The sequence below is a fragment of the Streptomyces sp. LBL genome (assembly GCF_029893585.1).
GTDB lineage: Bacteria > Actinomycetota > Actinomycetes > Streptomycetales > Streptomycetaceae > Streptomyces.
In genome coordinates this window covers 23,009-37,714 of sequence record NZ_JARXYX010000006.1, presented here as the reverse complement: position 1 = coordinate 37,714, position 14,706 = coordinate 23,009, and the positions used below count along the sequence as shown (strand labels likewise).

Annotated in this window: 15 protein-coding genes, 1 pseudogene and 1 riboswitch; of the genes and pseudogenes, 7 read left to right on the top strand and 9 right to left on the bottom strand. The window is 69.5% G+C overall.

The features are described from left to right. Positions 1 to 230: 230 nt before the first annotated feature. On the bottom strand, positions 231 to 914 hold the full coding sequence (locus M2271_RS08815; RefSeq protein WP_280886778.1) for an AAA family ATPase: 684 nt from the start codon (positions 912 to 914) through the stop codon (positions 231 to 233). Between the two features lie 172 nt (positions 915 to 1,086). Beyond that, positions 1,087 to 1,215: riboswitch (glycine riboswitch) on the top strand. A 187-nt stretch (positions 1,216 to 1,402) separates the two neighbouring features. Between M2271_RS08815 and gcvT the strand changes: the two genes are divergently transcribed. From gcvT to M2271_RS08785, 6 genes are all read left to right on the top strand, one after another. Then, the gene (gene gcvT / locus M2271_RS08810; protein ID WP_280886551.1) at positions 1,403 to 2,530 is read left to right on the top strand and encodes a glycine cleavage system aminomethyltransferase GcvT; all 1,128 of its coding nucleotides are present in this window, start codon (positions 1,403 to 1,405) and stop codon (positions 2,528 to 2,530) included. 283 nt (positions 2,531 to 2,813) lie between these two features. Beyond that, positions 2,814 to 3,191, top strand: a complete 378-nt coding sequence (gene gcvH / locus M2271_RS08805; protein WP_280886550.1) for a glycine cleavage system protein GcvH — start codon at positions 2,814 to 2,816, stop codon at positions 3,189 to 3,191. 15 nt (positions 3,192 to 3,206) lie between these two features. Next, the gene (gene glyA / locus M2271_RS08800) at positions 3,207 to 4,487 is read left to right on the top strand and encodes a serine hydroxymethyltransferase (RefSeq protein ID WP_280886549.1); all 1,281 of its coding nucleotides are present in this window, start codon (positions 3,207 to 3,209) and stop codon (positions 4,485 to 4,487) included. Between the two features lie 92 nt (positions 4,488 to 4,579). Beyond that, complete coding sequence (locus tag M2271_RS08795; protein WP_280886548.1) at positions 4,580 to 5,947, top strand: L-serine ammonia-lyase; 1,368 nt, start codon at positions 4,580 to 4,582, stop codon at positions 5,945 to 5,947. 275 nt (positions 5,948 to 6,222) lie between these two features. Continuing rightward, positions 6,223 to 6,477: a type II toxin-antitoxin system VapB family antitoxin gene (locus M2271_RS08790; RefSeq protein WP_280886547.1), complete on the top strand. Its 255-nt coding sequence runs from the start codon at positions 6,223 to 6,225 to the stop codon at positions 6,475 to 6,477. Beyond that, entirely contained in the window at positions 6,477 to 6,896 is a 420-nt protein-coding gene (locus tag M2271_RS08785) for a PIN domain nuclease (RefSeq protein ID WP_280886546.1), read from the top strand. The genes M2271_RS08790 and M2271_RS08785 overlap by 1 nt, the downstream gene beginning before the upstream one ends. 22 nt (positions 6,897 to 6,918) lie before the next feature. Here the strand turns inward: M2271_RS08785 and M2271_RS08780 are convergent. After that, a pseudogene (locus M2271_RS08780) lies at positions 6,919 to 6,996 on the bottom strand (NUDIX domain-containing protein); the annotation flags it as partial. Positions 6,997 to 7,112: 116 nt separating this feature from the next. Here M2271_RS08780 and M2271_RS08775 point away from each other — a divergent pair. Beyond that, a complete protein-coding gene (locus tag M2271_RS08775) occupies positions 7,113 to 7,670 on the top strand; it encodes a GH25 family lysozyme (RefSeq protein WP_280886545.1) in 558 nt (185 codons plus the stop codon). 124 nt (positions 7,671 to 7,794) lie between these two features. Here the strand turns inward: M2271_RS08775 and M2271_RS08770 are convergent, their stop codons facing one another. The 7 genes from M2271_RS08770 to M2271_RS08740 all read right to left on the bottom strand — a co-directional run bounded on the left by M2271_RS08770 (position 7,795) and on the right by M2271_RS08740 (position 14,530). Next, positions 7,795 to 8,007, bottom strand: coding sequence for an EF-hand domain-containing protein (locus M2271_RS08770; RefSeq protein WP_280886544.1), 213 nt, complete (start codon positions 8,005 to 8,007; stop codon positions 7,795 to 7,797). 143 nt (positions 8,008 to 8,150) lie between these two features. Further along, positions 8,151 to 9,362 carry a hypothetical protein gene (locus M2271_RS08765; RefSeq protein ID WP_280886543.1) on the bottom strand — a complete coding sequence of 404 codons (1,212 nt, stop codon included), beginning with the start codon at positions 9,360 to 9,362 and terminating at the stop codon, positions 8,151 to 8,153. Continuing rightward, complete coding sequence (locus M2271_RS08760) at positions 9,362 to 10,189, bottom strand: polysaccharide deacetylase family protein (RefSeq protein ID WP_280886542.1); 828 nt, start codon at positions 10,187 to 10,189, stop codon at positions 9,362 to 9,364. The genes M2271_RS08765 and M2271_RS08760 overlap by 1 nt, the downstream gene beginning before the upstream one ends. 109 nt (positions 10,190 to 10,298) lie before the next feature. Beyond that, on the bottom strand, positions 10,299 to 10,802 hold the full coding sequence (locus M2271_RS08755; protein WP_280886541.1) for an ATP-binding protein: 504 nt from the start codon (positions 10,800 to 10,802) through the stop codon (positions 10,299 to 10,301). Between the two features lie 118 nt (positions 10,803 to 10,920). Further along, on the bottom strand, positions 10,921 to 11,688 hold the full coding sequence (locus tag M2271_RS08750) for an enoyl-CoA hydratase-related protein (protein ID WP_280886540.1): 768 nt from the start codon (positions 11,686 to 11,688) through the stop codon (positions 10,921 to 10,923). A 165-nt stretch (positions 11,689 to 11,853) separates the two neighbouring features. After that, entirely contained in the window at positions 11,854 to 13,095 is a 1,242-nt protein-coding gene (locus tag M2271_RS08745) for an Ig-like domain-containing protein (RefSeq protein WP_280886539.1), read from the bottom strand. A gap of 244 nt (positions 13,096 to 13,339) precedes the next feature. Next, positions 13,340 to 14,530 carry an Ig-like domain-containing protein gene (locus tag M2271_RS08740; RefSeq protein ID WP_280886538.1) on the bottom strand — a complete coding sequence of 397 codons (1,191 nt, stop codon included), beginning with the start codon at positions 14,528 to 14,530 and terminating at the stop codon, positions 13,340 to 13,342. Between the last annotated feature and the right edge of the window lie 176 nt (positions 14,531 to 14,706).

The following is a 14,706-nucleotide window of genomic DNA, read 5'->3' as shown; positions in this document are numbered from 1 at the left end:
CGGTGGAACCGGTGGAACCGGTGAGCCCTGACCGCCCGAACCACCCGACCCGACGGAACCCGTGAGCCCCAACCACCCGAACCACCCGACCCGACGAAACCGGTGAGCCCCAACCACCCGAACCACCCGACCCGACGGAACCCGTGAGCCCCAACCACCCGAACCACCCGACCCGACGGAACCCGTGAGCCCCAACCTCCCGACCGACGAAACCGGTGAGCCCGCGCCCCTCAGCCCGTGAAGCCGATCCGGCGCAGCACGTTCGCCGCGTCCCGGTCGATCAGGACCGCCGAGCCGCAGCCCGGGGGCAGGTCGCCCTTCTCCACGGAGCTGATCAGGCGGGAGGCCGCGCCCCGGTGACGCAGGAACGCGTACCGCGAAACCCCGCGGCCACGCTCGCGCTGGCCCTCCAGGGCGGTGTCCGGCGTGACGTCGAGCAGCAGCAGGTGCAGGGTGCCTGCCCGGCGGCGGGCCTCGCGGGCCAGCCAGGAGCGCACCCAGGCCTGCGTACCGCAGTCGTGCACGACGACGCCCGCACCGGAGCGCAGGGCGCTGCGCAGACCGGCGTAGTGCGCGAGACGGACGAGCGGGCGGTAGACCGCGTACGGCAGGAAGCGGCGCATCCGCGCGTCCCAGCGGTCGCGGGTGTCCTGGGAGTCGATGCGTGCGCCCTTCACCGTGCGCCGCATCAGCGTCGACTTGCCGCTGCCGGGCAGACCCGTGATCACGACGAGGTCCTGGGGGCCGAAGAGCAGGGCGTGCGGGCTGTGACCGCCGCGCTCACGCAGGTCACGGACGACGGCTGCGCCGAGCGGGCCGCAGGCCTCTCTGACAGGGGCCGTCGGCTGCTGGGACAGCGCGAGTGCCGAGGTGGTCGCGTACGCCGTGTACGCCGTAGGCCTGTTCACCGTGATCGTCCTCCCCTGGGGTGGTCACGAGTCCCCTCCCCGTCGAGTGTAAAGAGAAGGTAATGCGCGGCGTCTCGCGTTTTCATGCCCGCCCTGCCACAAGCCGGTTACAGATGCCGCCCTGCCGTACGCGAGCGATGCGTGCAATGATGTCGGCGCCAACTGCATACCGGCCGCTTGAATCCGCGCGGGAGAGTTCCGGGTCGTACGTACGTCCTACGTGTGTCGTATGTCGTACGGGTGCCCGGGCGCCGAAGGAGCAAGTCCCTCCCTTGAATCTCTCAGGCCCCCTTACCGCGTGGGCGAGGCACATCTGAAAAGCGGGCCGCTGTTTCCGGTGGCTCCACCCACGGTGCAAGTCGTGGTCCACCGTTCGCGGGGTCCCGACGAACCTCTCAGGTTCCGATGACAGATGGGGAGGAACCACCTCGCCCTCCCTCACGCCCGGCTTCGCCGGCGCGGGGGACGCCATCGCCTTGGGAGACAACCGTCCGATGAGCAGCACCGCACCCCCCGACAAGCGCCGCACCGCGCTCGACGCCCTGCATCGTTCACTCGGCGCGACGATGACCGACTTCGCCGGCTGGGACATGCCCCTGCGCTACGGCTCCGAGCGCGACGAGCACAACGCCGTGCGGACGAGGGCCGGGCTCTTCGACCTCTCCCACATGGGCGAGATCACCGTCACCGGTCCGCAGGCCGCCGCACTCCTGGACCACGCCCTCGTCGGCAACATCGGCGGCGTCACGGTCGGCCGCGCCCGCTACACCATGATCTGCCGCGCCGACGGCGGCATCCTCGACGACCTGATCGTCTACCGGCGGGCCGAGACCGAGTACCTCGTCGTCGCCAACGCCTCCAACGCCCAGGTCGTCCTGGACGCGTTGACCGAGCGGGCGGCGGGCTTCGACGCCGAGGTCCGCGACGACCGGGACGCCTACGCCCTGATCGCCGTGCAGGGTCCCGAGTCGCCGGGAATCCTGAAGTCCCTCACCGACGCCGACCTGGACGGCCTGAAGTACTACGCCGGCCTGCCCGGCACGGTGGCGGGCGTCCCGGCGCTGATCGCGCGCACCGGCTACACCGGCGAGGACGGCTTCGAGCTGTTCGTGAAGCCGGAGCACGCCGTGGAACTGTGGCAGGCGCTGACCGAGGCGGGCGAGGGTGTCGGCCTGGTCCCCTGCGGGCTGTCCTGCCGGGACACCCTGCGCCTGGAGGCGGGCATGCCCCTGTACGGGCACGAGCTGTCGACCTCCCTCACCCCCTTCGACGCGGGTCTCGGCCGGGTCGTGAAGTTCGAGAAGGAGGGCGACTTCGTCGGGCGCGAGGCACTCCGGCAGGCCGCCGCCCGTGCGGAGACGGACCCCCCGCGCGTCCTCGTCGGCCTGGTCGCCGAGGGCCGCCGCGTCCCCCGTGCCGGATACGCGGTCGTCGCCGACGGCCAGGTGATCGGTGAGGTCACCTCCGGGGCCCCCTCCCCCACGCTGGGCAAGCCCCTCGCCATGGCGTACGTCGACGCCACCCACGCGGCGCCGGGCACCCCCGGTGTCGGGGTGGACATCCGGGGCAGTCACGAGCCGTACGAGGTCGTGGCGCTGCCGTTCTACAAGCGCCGTAAGTAGGGACTCCTCCAGGCCCCGGAAGGTGGAGACTCCTTCCAGGCGCCGAAGGTGGAGACTTCCCCAAGGCGCCGGACGTGGAGACTTCCCCAAGCCCCGTGAGGAGAGACCGGAAGCAGCCGGTGTGCGGAACCCTGCACACAGGTTCGCTGCTCACGCACGTTTCCAGCAGCCCCCGTACACCAGCAGGCCCCGTACACCAGCAGGCCCCGTACACCAGCAGGCCCCGTACACCAGCAGCCCCCCGTTCACCAGTCACTCCCCCGCGTACAGGAGAATTCAGGTCATGAGCAACCCCCAGCAGCTGCGCTACAGCAAGGAGCACGAGTGGCTGTCGGGCGCCGAGGACGGCGTCTCGACGGTCGGTATCACGGAGCACGCGGCCAACGCGCTCGGTGACGTCGTCTTCGTCCAGCTCCCGGAGGTCGGTGCCGGCGTGACCGCGGGCGAGACCTGCGGCGAGCTGGAGTCGACCAAGTCGGTCAGCGACCTGTACTCCCCGGTGACCGGCGAGGTCACCGAGGTCAACGAGGACGTCGTCAACGACCCGTCGCTGGTGAACTCCGCCCCCTTCGAGGGTGGTTGGCTGTTCAAGGTGCGCGTCGCCAAGGAGCCCGGCGACCTGCTCTCCGCCGACGAGTACACCGCCCTTTCCGCCGGCTGAGGAGTCGTACACCTGATGTCTGTTCTGAACACGCCCCTGCACGAGCTCGACCCCGAGGTCGCCGCCGCTGTCGACGCCGAGCTGGTCCGCCAGCAGTCCACCCTGGAGATGATCGCCTCCGAGAACTTCGCGCCGGTCGCGGTGCTGGAGGCGCAGGGCTCCGTCCTGACCAACAAGTACGCCGAGGGCTACCCGGGCCGCCGTTACTACGGCGGCTGCGAGCACGTCGACGTGACCGAGCAGATCGCCATCGACCGGGTCAAGGAGCTGTTCGGCGCCGAGTACGCCAACGTCCAGCCCCACTCGGGCGCCTCCGCCAACCAGGCGGCCCTGTTCGCGCTGGCCCAGCCCGGCGACACCATTCTCGGCCTGGACCTGGCGCACGGCGGCCATCTGACCCACGGGATGCGGCTGAACTTCTCCGGCAAGCAGTTCAACGTGGTCGCCTACCACGTGGACGCCGAGACCGGCCTGGTCGACATGGCCGAGCTGGAGCGGCTCGCCAAGGAGCACCGGCCGAAGGTGATCATCGCGGGCTGGTCGGCGTACCCGCGGCAGCTGGACTTCGCGGAGTTCCGCCGGATCGCGGACGAGGTCGAGGCCTACCTGTGGGTCGACATGGCGCACTTCGCGGGTCTGGTCGCGGCGGGGCTGCACCCCAACCCGGTGGAGTACGCGGACGTGGTCACCTCCACCACCCACAAGACGCTGGGCGGCCCCCGCGGCGGCATCATCCTCGCCAAGAAGGACTTCGCGAAGAAGCTGAACTCGTCCGTCTTCCCGGGCTTCCAGGGCGGTCCCCTGGAGCACGTGATCGCGGCCAAGGCGGTCTCCTTCAAGGTCGCCGCCTCGGAGGACTTCAAGGAGCGTCAGCGCCGCACGGTCGAAGGCGCGCGGATCCTCGCCGAGCGGCTGACCGCGCCGGACGCCCGCGAGGCCGGCGTCAACGTGCTCTCCGGCGGCACCGACGTGCACCTGATCCTGGTCGACCTGCGGGAGTCCGAGCTGGACGGCAGGCAGGCCGAGGACCGTCTCCACGCGGTCGGCATCACGGTCAACCGCAACGCCGTCCCGAACGACCCGCGCCCCCCGATGGTCACCTCGGGCCTGCGCATCGGCACGCCCGCCCTGGCCACCCGCGGCTTCACGGCCGAGGACTTCGCCGAGGTCGCGGACGTCATCGCGGAGGTCCTGAAGGCGCCCGCGACCTTCGGGGAAGCCGACGTGGAGGCCCTGAAGTCCCGGGTGACGGCACTGGCGGACAAGCACCCGCTGTACCCCGGTCTGACCAAGTAGGCCCAAGTAAGTCCCGGTGGGGCACCCGGCCCCGGGTGCCCCACCACCCGCACTGAACCGGGGTGCCCCACCACCCGCACTGAGGAGTCCCCGTGGCCCTATCGGTCTTCGATCTGTTCTCGATCGGCATCGGCCCGTCCAGCTCCCACACGGTCGGCCCGATGCGCGCGGCACGCATGTTCGCCCGCCGGCTGCGCAACGAGGGCCTGCTGGATACGACCGCCTCCGTACGGACCGAGCTGTACGGCTCGCTCGGCGCGACCGGTCACGGCCACGGCACGCCCAAGGCGGTGCTGCTCGGCCTCGAAGGCGACTCGCCGGGCACGGTGGACGTCGAGTCGGCCGACGACCGGGTGGCACGGATCAAGGAGACGGGCCGCATCCGCCTCCTCGGCGAGCACGAGATCGGCTTCGCCTTCGACGACGACCTGGTCCTGCACCGCCGTAAGACCCTCCCGTACCACGCGAACGGCATGACCCTGTGGGCGTACGACGCCTCGGGGGCGGAGCTGCTGTCGAAGACGTACTACTCGGTCGGCGGCGGATTCGTGGTGGACGAGGACGCGGCGGGCGCGGACCGTATCAAGCTCGACGACGCGGTCCTGAAGTACCCCTTCCGCACCGGCGACGAGTTGTTGCGGCTGACGAAGGAGACAGGTCTGTCGATCTCCGCGCTACTGCTGGAGAACGAGCGGGCCTGGCGCACCGACGACGAGATCCGCGCGGGGTTGCTGGAGATCTGGGGGGTGATGCAGGCGTGCGTGTCACGGGGTATGTCTCGTGAGGGCATCCTCCCGGGCGGCCTGAAGGTCCGCCGCCGCGCGGCCGTCTCCGCCCGCCAACTCCGCGCGGCGGGCGACCCGTTGCCGCACGCGATGGAGTGGATCACGCTCTACGCGATGGCGGTGAACGAGGAGAACGCGGCGGGCGGCCGGGTGGTGACGGCGCCGACGAACGGCGCGGCGGGCATCATCCCGGCGGTGCTCCACTACTACATCAACTTCGTGCCGGGCGCCGACGAGGACGGAGTGGTCCGCTTCCTGCTCGCCGCCGGCGCCATCGGCATGCTCTTCAAGGAGAACGCGTCCATCTCCGGCGCCGAGGTCGGCTGCCAGGGCGAGGTCGGCTCGGCCTGCTCGATGGCGGCGGGCGCGCTGGCGGAGGTCCTGGGCGGATCCCCCGAACAGGTCGAGAACGCGGCCGAGATCGGCATGGAACACAACCTCGGCCTCACCTGCGACCCGGTCGGCGGCCTGGTCCAGATCCCCTGCATCGAACGCAACGGCATGGGCGCGGTGAAGGCGGTCACAGCCGCCCGGATGGCGATGCGCGGCGACGGCTCCCACAAGGTGTCCCTGGACAAGGTCATCAAGACCATGAAGGACACCGGCGCGGACATGAGCGTCAAGTACAAGGAGACGGCACGGGGCGGGCTCGCGGTGAACATCATCGAGTGTTAGTGGAACTGACCCTGCCCAGCGCGTTCGTGTCCCTCGGCGCTGTCGGGCATTCCCTGCTCACACCGCGGAAAGTTCCCCGCGAGCGGAAGTCCACGCCGGGCTGTCGGTGGCGGGTTGGCAGGTTGGCGGGTGAACCGTTTGTCCACTTCCTCCAGGCATCGACCACGCAGAGCTTCGCGCGGATCACCCCCACCTCCCCCACAGAAACGATATCGATTACCGGGCAATAGCGGTATCGTTCACTGAACTGAAACATCACGAAGGGAGACATTCACATGGCGAGGACCGTCATCGACCTCGACGAGGACATGGTCACCGAAGCCATGCGTATCTTCGGCACCAAGACGAAGGCGAAGGCCGTGCGTCTCGCCATGGAGGACGCCGTCAAGCGCCACCTGCGGCAGGAGTTCTTCGACGCCATGGACGCCGGCGATCTCGACTTCAGCGAGATCGTGGACACCACCGGCCCCCGGAACACCGACGGCTCCCTCAAGCGTGACAACGGGCACGACGGAGGCCGCGCCGCCTGATGCAGGACCGCTACCTGATCGACAGATCCGCCCTGGCCCGCTGGACGAAACCGGGCGTGCGAGAAGCACTCAAGCCGCTGCACGAGCGCTACCTGCTCTCTGTGTGCCGACCCACCGAGTACGAGATGGTCCACTCGGCGCGGGACAGCGCGGAGGCGATGCGCATCAGCACGTGGCTCCACGCCTTCGCATACCTGCGCACGGAGGACGACACCTTCACCCGCGCTCTGGAAGTGCAGCGCCACGCGCTCGACGCGGGCCTCCACCGCGCACTCTCACTACCCGATCTCCTCATCGCCGCCACCGCGGAGCTGAACCGGCTGACGGTCCTCCACTACGACGGTGACTTCGACATGATCGCCTCCCTCACCGGCCAGCCCACCGAATGGGTCGTCCCACCCGGCACCGCCGATCGCTGATCGTGCCAGCCGTGTGCGGCTCACCAGTTTCCTCGTACAGCTCACGCACTGCGGTCTCGGTGATGGGCTCGCCCGGTTCGCTCTTGCCGACCGGCAGATCACACGCTCAGTGATCGACGAAGTCGACGTTTCCACGTCACGCGTGGATCACCCGTGCCATGGTGGATTCCAGTCACCGGCCAACTCCTGTCCCCCACAGGCACTCAAGGAGTCCCCATGCTTCGCGGCATCGACGTCAGCGCGTACCAGTCGTCCTCCTACGACACGGACGGCCTCTCCTTCGTCTTCATCAAGGCGACCGAGGGGCGTTCGTACGTCAACCCGAAACTCGCCGCCCAGACGAAACATGGCCGCGCCGCCGGACTGGTCGTCGGCTTCTACCACTTCCTCTGGCCGGGGAACCTCACCGCCCAGGCGGAGTACTTCGTCCAGCACACCCCCGAGAAGGCGGGCGACATCCTCGCCGTCGACTGGGAGACGAACGGCGAGGGCACGCACGCCGGCAACGCGGAGAAGGACAGCTTCATCCGCAAGCTGAGGGCGCTGCGGCCGAACAACCGGGTCGTCCTCTACTGCAACCGGGAGTACTGGCTCAACGTGGACGACACCTCCTACGCCGGCGACGGTCTCTGGATCGCCGACTACGTGACCGCCGGCAAGCCCCGGATCAAGGCGAAGTGGCGCTTCCACCAGTACAGCGACGACCCGCAGGACAAGAACGTGGCGAACTTCGCCAGCAAGGCCGCGCTTCGGGAGTGGGCGAAGAGGGACTGAAGGGGCCTGGCAGCCCTCCCAGGACCCTCCCAAGGGCCGGCTCCGGCACCACGAAGAGACACTCGCCCCCGCACAGCGAAGGGACGCCCGTTCCGGAAACCGGACGGACGCCCCCGCGCGCGCGTCACTTGTTCAGGTGCGCCCAGAACTCGTCGAAGGAGAGGACCTTGTCGCCGTCGAGGTCGCGGCTCTTGATGATCACCTCGGCCACCGACTCCGTGACGTTCCAGTCGCCCTGCTGAGCCAGGGCCGTCTTGAACTCGGCAGCGGTGATGAATCCGTCACCGTCAGTGTCGATCCGCTGGAAATGCTTGCGTGCCTCTTCGATGTCCGCCACCGATCCGCCCCTTTTGTTCGTGTTTCTCATGCCGTGCTGGCGTCTGACTGACGCAGGTCAGACTAACGACCCGGGCGAGCCGCCAGTGCGGCGACCACCCAGGCGAACTCCTCCTCGTGCGCAGGTATGCAGGAGTCGGGAGATCAGCGGAAGATCCCCGTGTGTCCCAGGGAGTAGCGGCCCGGCTGCGGGTACACCGCGAGGCCGTGCGGGCCGCTGCCGACCTTGATGCGGGCCAGCAGCTTGCCGGTGCGGGTGTCGATGGCGTACACCTCGGCGTCGTAACGCCCCGACAGCCACAGGACCTTGCCGTCGGCCGAGACACCGCCCATGTCGGGGCTGGCGCCGTCGCTCAGGTGCCACTTCCTGATGAGCTTGTTCTGCCTGAAGTCGAAGACGGAGACGGTGCCCTCGCCTCGGTTGGACACGTACATCTCGCGGGAGTCGCGGCTGACGTAGAGGCCGTGGGCGCCCTTGCCGGTGCGCAGGAGGGCCGGCTTGGTGAACGTGTCGCCGTCCAGGACCCACATGCCGTCGGCCGCCATGTCGGCGACATAGAAGCGCTTCCCGTCGGGCGAGACCTTCACGTCCTGCGGCATGGCCCCTTCGAAGGGCAGCTTCAGTTTTCCGACGACCTTCATCCTCTCGGTGTCGACCTTGAGGAGTTCGCCGCTGAACTCGCAGGAGACGATGAAGTACCGGCCGTCCAGGGAGAAGTCGGCGTGGTTGACGCCGTAGCAGGCGACCGGCTCGGCCTTGATGCGCTTCATGGTGTGCGGGTCGCGGAAGACGAGTTCGCGGTCGAGGGAGGCCATCACGACGGCGTACCTGCCGTTCGGCGTGAAGTAGAGGTTGTACGGGTCGTGGACAGCGACCTCCTTGCCCACTCTGCCGGTCTTCGGGTCGATGGGGGTGAGGGTGTGGCCGCGGTTGTTGTTGACCCAGAGGGTCTTCAGGTCCCAGGAGGGCACGACGTGTTGGGGCTGCCGGCCGACGTGGATCGTCTTCACGACCTCGTACGTCTTCGGGTCGATGACGGAGACCGTGTCGGACTCGGTGTTGGGGACGTAGACCAGGGAGGGGAAGTCCTTGACCACCGGGGAGAGGTTGTTGGGGCGGTCGGCCGCGTAGACGTCCCTCGGGTCGAGGACGGGCGGCATGCCGGGCAGGCCGCTCTGGACGGGCTGCTTCTTCGTCGGTGCGGGGGCGGCCGCCTTGGTGCGGGGCGGCTCGGCGGCGGGGTCCTTGCTCCCGGTGCCGCACGCGGCGAGGGCGGTGAGTGCGGTGAGGGCGGCGCCGAGGAGCAGGGCATGCGTCAAGAGGGTGCGGTGTGTCAAGAGGGTGCGGTGCGTCATCAGCTCAGCAGCTCCGTGGTGGTCACCGCGGAGAGGCCGCGGCGGTCGAGTTCTTCCAGTACGGCGGGGAGAGCGGCGACCGTGTCCGGGTAGCCGAAGTGCAGGCTCACCACGGATCCGTTGCGGATCTCGCCGAGGACCTTGCGGGTGACGGCTGCGGCGCCGGGCGAGGTGAAGTCGAGGGAGTCGACGTCGTAGGAGAGGACGTGGGGGTAGCCCGCTCGCTGGGCCAGGCGTTCGACGAGGGGTGAGGCGCGGGCGGCGCGGGAGGGACGGAACCAGGTCCCGATGGAGCCGGTGAGGCGCCTGAGCCGGTCGGCGCAGCCGGTGATCTCCGCCTCGGCCTCGGTCTCGGGCTTCGCGTTGATGTCGAGGTGGCGGAGGGTGTGGTTGCCGAGGTCGTGACCGCCGTCGAGGACGCGGCGGGCCAGGTCGGGGTGTTCGTCCAGCCAGGTACCGACGGCCAGGACGGTGACGCGGGCGCCGTGCCGTTCGGCTTCGCCGAGGAGCGCTCGGGCGATGGCGGGGTCGCCCTGGCCGTGGAAGGTGAGGGCGACGCGGGGATGGGTGCGGGGGCCGTGGGTGACTTGGGTGGGGTGGGCCGGGAAACGGCGGGGGGCCGGGGCGGCGGTGCGGGAGGGGTGGGGGCCGGGCTCGGCGGGGCGGGAGGGGTCGGGCTCGGCGGTGCGGGACGGGTGGGGGGTCGGCGCGGCGGGGGCCGGGTGGGCGACGGCACCGCCGGTGGTGGAGCATCCGGCGGTGAGCGCGCTCCCGGCGAGCAGGCCGGTGCCCGCGCGCAGCGCCGTGCGGCGGTCGGTCGTGGTCACCGCACCATTTAAGGGGGATTACGGGGGAAAGTTGCCGATTAACCCGAACGGCGGCCGGTGCGGGTGTTGCTCCTCCAGGGCGCTCCTCCCCTGGTAGGGCAACACCGGCTCAACGGTCCGCCACTCTCATCTCGAACCACGTCGTCTTGCCTCGGGGCAGCAGGTCGACTCCCCAGCGGTCGGACAGCGTGTCCACGAGGAACAGGCCCCGGCCGCTGATGTCCAGGCCCTGGACCGGCATCAGACAGGGCAGGCCTCGGGAGGGGTCGCGGACCTCGATGCGGATCCAGCCGCGGCGGCGGCGCATGCGGAGGCCGAAGACTCGGGCGCCGGTGTGACGGACGGCGTTGCCGACCAGTTCGGAGACGAGCAGGACGACGTCCTCGGTCATCTTGGGGGTCAGGCCCCACTCACGCAGGACCACCACCTGGGCCAGCCTGCGGGCCGTGGCGGCGGACTCGGGGCGGGACGGCAGCGGTACCTCCGCCTCCGTCGGATTGCCGAACAGTTCGAGCGCCTTGAGTGCGCGTTCGTCCTCGACCGTCGGAGACCAGCGCGCCGCGGTCGCACGGCCCTCTCCCCGCGGCTGTTCGATATCCTCCAGCCCCGCCATTCCCCCATCATTGCCGCCCAGGACACCCTCTGGGGCCGTTCCGGGGGAATGCGCCCCCCGGAGTCCCTCATTCCGCCGGAGTCGATCGACATATGCCAGAGGCACTACTACAAGCGGTTCAGAGGAATTTCGCCTTGCCGGGGCCTTCTTCGACGAAGCTCTTCATACCGCGTTCGCGGTCCTCCGTGGCGAACAGGCCCGCGAACCAGTTCCGTTCGACGGCCAGGCCCGTCTCGATGTCCGTCTCCAGACCCGTGTCGATCGACTCCTTGGCCGCGCGCAGCGCGAGCGCCGGTCCCTTCGCCAGCTTCGCCGCCCAGGCGTGCGCCTCGGTGTACACGTCGGCGGCCGGTACCACGCGGTCCACCAGGCCCAGGATCAGCGCCTCGTCCGCCTTCACCATCCGGCCGGTGAAGATCAGGTCCTTCGCCTTGGAGGGGCCGATCAGCCGGGCCAGCCGCTGGGTGCCGCCGGCGCCCGGGATCAGGCCGAGCAGGATCTCCGGCTGGCCCAGCTTGGCGTTGTCCGCGGCGATCCGGAAGTCCGCGCAGAGGGTGAGTTCGCAGCCGCCGCCCAGCGCGTAGCCCGTGACGGCCGCGACCACCGGCTTGGGGATCCGGGCCACCGCGGTGAACGAGTCCTGCAGGGCGCGGGAGCGCAGGACCATCGCCGTGTGGTCCATGGTCTGCATCTCCTTGATGTCCGCGCCGGCCGCGAACACCTTCTCCCCGCCGTAGAGCACCACGGCCCGTACGTCCTCGCGGCGGGTGGCCTCCTCGGCGAGCTCCTTCAGCCGGTCCTGGGTGGCCACGTCCAGCGCGTTCATCGGCGGGCGGTCGAGGCGGATGGTGCCCACGCCCTCGGCGACTTCGAGATTCACGGTCATGCAGGCCAGGTTAACGGCCACTAACGGCGACGGGCCCGGTGCCGTACCTCACACCAGGACCGCCGTCACATCAGGACCGTCACATCAGGACCGTCACTCCGGGACCGTCACACCGCCCGCCGCTCGACGACCGCCGCTCGACAGCGGCCGTTCAACAACCACCGCTCATGCCGTCCACTTCGCCCACGACATGTTCCAGCCGTTGAGCCCGTTGTCCGGGGCGACCGTCGCGTCGGCGGAGTTCTTCACGACGACCACATCGCCGACCATGGAGTGGTTGAAGAGCCAGGCGGCCGGGGCGCCGCTGTCGTAGCCGCCCTTGACGTCGCTCAGGCCGACGCAGCCGTGGCTGGCGTTGTAGTTGCCGAAGGCGTCGCCGCCCCAGTAGTTGCCGTGGATGAAGGTGCCGGAGGTGGTCAGGCGGATGGCGTGCGGGACGTCCTTGATGTCGTACTCGCCGCCGTAGCCGACCGTGTCGCCGTTCATCCGGGTCACCGTGAGTTTCTCGCTCATGACCATCTGGCCGTTCCAGGTGGCGTAGCCGGACTTGCCGGTGGTGACCCGGATGGTCTTGACGACCCTGCCGTCCTGGGTGACCTTCATCGTGAGCTTCTTGGCGTCCACGACGGAGACCTGGTTGCGGCCGACGGTGAAGGAGACGGTCTTGTCCTGCTTGCCGTAGACGCCGTCCCGGCCCTCGACGCCGTCGAGGTTCAGCTTCACCGTGACCTTGGTGCCGGACTTCCAGTACTTCTCGGGGCGGAAGTCGAGGCGGTCGTTGCCGAACCAGTGGCCCGCGACCTCGACGGCCGGTTCGGTCTTGATGCTGATGGCCTTGTCGATGTCCTCGGGGTGGGTGATGCCCCGGGTGAAGCGGATCGAGAACGGCATCCCGACGCCGACCTTCGAGCCGTCCTCAGGGGTGAAGTCACCGACGAAGGTGTTCTTCGGTGTGAGGGTCGTGAAGCTGGAGTCCTCCGCGGCCGTACGGCCCTCGGAGTCCCTGGCGACCGCGTGCACGGTGTACCGGGTGCCGGCCGCCAGATGCGTGGCCGGCGTCCAGGAGGCCCCGCTGCCGGTGATCGTCCCGGTTATCGCGGTGCCCTTGGTGTCCTTGACCTCGACCTCGGTCAGCTTGCCCTGGCCGGCGCTGACCTTGAGGGCACCGCTGGTGTCGACGGCCTTGGCACCGTCCTTCGGGACTATGGAGACGACCGCCTGCGACTGCTTCGTCCCCGCTGCCCCGGCGTTCTCGCCCTTCCCGTCGCCCGGCCCCGCGTCGGAGCCGCCACTTCCGCCGCACGCGGTGACGGCCAGCAGCAGAACCCCGGATATCAGCGCCAGGACCCCCTTGCCACTCCGCCCCCGCGCGTCAACCGACGCCCCCGATATCGGTCGCACGTTCAATTCTGCTCCCCTCGCCGGGCCTGGTCGGGCCCGCGCCCCTGCGCGCTTCACTCACGCGTCGGCGCATAGTAACCATCGGTTTTTGAGCATCGTGTGAGCCAAAGGTCACCGTTCCGTCCCAACATCAACAGAAAGCCGGGGCACCCGTCCCTGGCGTGCCCCTCCCCTGCGCTCCCCTCTCCGGCGCACCCTTCCCTGGCATGCCCCTCCCCGGCGCTCCCCTCTCTGGCGCGCCCCTGTCCGGTTACTTCACCGCGCTGCCCGCCTTCCACTCCTTCCAGCCCATGTTCCATCCGCCGAGACCGTTGTCGGGGGCGACCTTCTTGTCCTTGCTGTGGACGACCTCGACGACGTCCCCGACGAGACTCCGGTCGAAGAACCAGCCCGCGGGCGTGTCCGAGCCGCCGCCCTTCACGTCCCTCAGGCCCACGCAGCCGTGGCTGACATTGGTCCGGCCGAAGGCGTCCGGTGCCCAGTAGTTACCGTGCAGGAAGGTGCCGGAGTCGGTCAGACGCATGGCGTGCGGGACGTCCGGGATGTCGTACTCGCCGTTGCCGTTCTTCTTCTTGAAGCCGACCGTGGCGCCGTTCATCCGGGTCACCTCGAGCATCTCGGTGACGACCATCCGGCCGTTGTACGTGGTCGTCTTCGGGGCGCCTGCCGTGATCGGCACCGTGGTCAGCAACTCGCCGTCGCGCCGCACCTCCATGGTGTGCCTGGCCGCGTCGACCAGGGATGCCTGGCTGCGGCCGACGGTGAAGGTGAACGTCCGGTACTGGAGGCCGTAGACGCCGGGCGCGCCTTCGACGTCCCGCAGGCGCAGGGAGACCGTGACCTGGGTGCCGGGTTTCCAGTACCGCTCGGGGCGGAAGTCGAGACGCCCCCCACCGAACCAGTGCGGGCGGATCTCCACGGGCGGCTCGGCGCTGACCTGGACGGCCCGTTCGACGGCCGCACGGTGCTCGATCTCCCGGCTGAAGTCCAGGGAGACGATCATCCCGGTGCCGACGGTGGAGCGGTTCTCCGGGGTGGCGTATCCGATGAAGCGTTCCTCGGGGACGTACGTGGTGAAGGTGGTGTGCCGGGCGGAGCGGCGGCCGTGGCCGTCCAGGGCGACCGCGTCGACGGTGTACTTCGCGGCCAGCGCCAGTTTCTCCTCCTCGGGCTCCCAGCTCAGGGCGTCGACGGAGAGACGCCCGGGGACCGGGGACTCCTGCGCGTCCTGGTACTTGACGACCTTCACCGACTCCAGGCGCCCGCTGGGCACCCGTACCTGCAGGCCGTCGCCCGGCCGTACGCCCTTGCCTCCGTCGTCCGGGGTGATCCGGATGGTGTCCTCGGGGGCCGGGGGTTTGCCAAGCCCCCCGATGTCGATGCCGCCCGTGCCGTCCGCGGTACAGCCGGCGGCTCCGGCAAGCAGTCCTGCCCATGTCATTACGGCGGCCAGTGCGACCCCCGCGCGCCCTGCGCGCCCAGTTACGTGCCTCACGACGACCCCAACGACCGGGCACGCTTCGGGGAAACGTGAGTGCGACCCAAGCTCTGGGCAGAACAGTGGGGAGAACGACGCGAGAGGGTGTGCGACCGGGACGCCGTACGCCCTTTTCCCCG

Coding starts and splice junctions, on each gene's coding strand:
- M2271_RS08750 (WP_280886540.1), bottom strand. CDS start 11,688: ATGACCGTGAATCTCGAAGTCGCCGAGGGCGTGGGCACCATCCGCCTC.
- glyA (WP_280886549.1), top strand. CDS start 3,207: ATGTCTGTTCTGAACACGCCCCTGCACGAGCTCGACCCCGAGGTCGCC.
- M2271_RS08790 (WP_280886547.1), top strand. CDS start 6,223: ATGGCGAGGACCGTCATCGACCTCGACGAGGACATGGTCACCGAAGCC.
- M2271_RS08785 (WP_280886546.1), top strand. CDS start 6,477: ATGCAGGACCGCTACCTGATCGACAGATCCGCCCTGGCCCGCTGGACG.
- M2271_RS08775 (WP_280886545.1), top strand. CDS start 7,113: ATGCTTCGCGGCATCGACGTCAGCGCGTACCAGTCGTCCTCCTACGAC.
- M2271_RS08755 (WP_280886541.1), bottom strand. CDS start 10,802: ATGGCGGGGCTGGAGGATATCGAACAGCCGCGGGGAGAGGGCCGTGCG.
- gcvT (WP_280886551.1), top strand. CDS start 1,403: ATGAGCAGCACCGCACCCCCCGACAAGCGCCGCACCGCGCTCGACGCC.
- M2271_RS08740 (WP_280886538.1), bottom strand. CDS start 14,530: ATGACATGGGCAGGACTGCTTGCCGGAGCCGCCGGCTGTACCGCGGAC.
- gcvH (WP_280886550.1), top strand. CDS start 2,814: ATGAGCAACCCCCAGCAGCTGCGCTACAGCAAGGAGCACGAGTGGCTG.
- M2271_RS08765 (WP_280886543.1), bottom strand. CDS start 9,362: ATGACGCACCGCACCCTCTTGACACACCGCACCCTCTTGACGCATGCC.